This window comes from Xanthomonas hortorum (assembly GCF_011305375.1).
GTDB lineage: Bacteria > Pseudomonadota > Gammaproteobacteria > Xanthomonadales > Xanthomonadaceae > Xanthomonas > Xanthomonas hortorum_E.
Genome location: NZ_VCME01000041.1, coordinates 1 through 1,717 on the forward strand (window position 1 = coordinate 1; position 1,717 = coordinate 1,717).

Consider the following 1,717-nt stretch of genomic DNA (forward strand, 5'->3'; position numbering starts at 1 on the left):
AGAACACCGCACACGTGCTGACCTTGTTTGCGCTCTCCAATCTGTGGATGAAGCGAAAGCAGTTACTGCCTGCCATGGGGAGCGTGCGCCTGTAACCCGGGGATTTCCCACGGAAAGCGCCAGAAATGGCCAAACTCCGAAGATCCAAACGCGACTCTCCGCAACGACGCGACATTCCGCGCTCTCAGGCCGCGTTATTCAGACCTTCCCTAAAGCATCGCGTTTCCCTCGAAACAGATCATTCAGAGCAAGCAATTGCGCTTTCCTTTCTCGCAACTTCATTCCTGTACTTATGATTGCTCCCGAGCCCTCCTGAAGCGTCTCGACCTCCTGACGCAGCGTCCGAGCATCTCGCTCAATGGTCGCTCTCTCGGCTTCGTTAGCCTCTTTGATGCTGCGGACAGCCTGTTCTAATGCCTCAATCTCATGAATTGCACTTTGCAACAGATTGCTCGCGTTTTGAGCTGTTGCAGTGAGTTCGGGAAAACGCTGAAGTTCGACTAAGGATGGAGAGGCATCCACCACACTTTGAATACGATGCCGCCACTGCATAACGTGGTCAAGCGCTCGGCCTGCCTTCTCCGACTCAACCGACGCCGAGGAAAGCTTATGACTCAACGTACCCAAAGCACCAGTTTTCTCCGCAGATGCAGCAGAAAGTTTTTCGAGATCAAGCTCAGCAGGAGCAAGCTTGGCCAATTCTGCGTCTACGCGCGGCATGTCGGCGAGTTGCCTTGACAGCTCGTCAAGCTCGCGCTGCGCCGAATCAATCTGCACCGTAGCCGAATGGACAGACGCCGTAGCAGCCTCTTCGCGGTCGGACAACTCGCGTAGATTGGTGGCGAACCCATCGATTAAGCGAAGTCGTCCAGTCGATTGCAAGCCGACCGTCTCTATCTCAGTCTGCGAGAAGACAATGGGCATTTGTGACGCGGCAATCCGATGCGAGACGTCACCGGCCGCACGTCGAAAAACCATATCTTCGCCACCAGTAGAGATGGTGACGACCACCTCGCCAGTGCCGAGGATAGAAAGAGCGTGTTCTTTGCTACGCTTGTTTGATTCTGGCGTATGTCCCGGAACGTCGAGACAGTAGCGCAAGAGCTCGATCACAGACGTCTTTCCAGTTCCTCTAGCTCCAATAAGTACATTCAGTCCCGGCGAGAGCGAAATGTCGAGACCATCAAGGAATCCCTCGGTGACCTGAATCCTGGAAATGTACATATCTTCCCCTGTATTTGTTGACATCGTTTTTCGCCAATCGCACCTAGCAAAAGGGCAGGAGAACCTTGGCCGAGCCTTAACATCACATTTCAATAGTTGTCAACTGAATCCACAACTCTTACCGGAATACCTGCCAGCGCCGGTTAGCCAGTCTTTGCAGGTGATCATACAAGGCGCAGCTGGGTTGCCCCAATACCCTTATGGCGGCAGCCTCAGATTTACTTCTCGGAAGAGAAGCTGGCTCAAACGAAGGCACCTAGTCCTCCTAACGCTATCCTCATACCTGAGCAAATGGGACGCCCTGATAGGGTACCGAAGTATTTGTCAACCTGAGCATTCTGTCACTTGGTCGATGGGGGGGAGGGCAAATTAGCCCGCGCTGGCGTTGGCAAACAGGACATCCAGCTTGCCGTTAGTTTTCGAGATGATGGCAATGATGACAGCCCAATCTGCCGCGTTGGTGATGTCAGTTCAGATTGAGCCGCTAAGGAAG

1 protein-coding gene is annotated in these 1,717 nt (G+C 53.5%); it reads right to left on the minus strand.

Annotated features, from left to right (window positions below; genetic code table 11):
- Positions 1-198 precede the first annotated feature (198 nt).
- The gene (locus FFY45_RS21780) at positions 199-1,248 is read right to left on the minus strand and encodes an ATP-binding protein (RefSeq protein WP_176342027.1); all 1,050 of its coding nucleotides are present in this window, start codon (positions 1,246-1,248) and stop codon (positions 199-201) included.
- Positions 1,249-1,717: the final 469 nt, after the last annotated feature.

What these genes read in the sequence shown, in the direction of transcription:
- FFY45_RS21780 (WP_176342027.1), bottom strand. Translation starts at nt 1,248, where the DNA reads ATGTCAACAAATACAGGGGAAGATATGTACATTTCCAGGATTCAGGTC.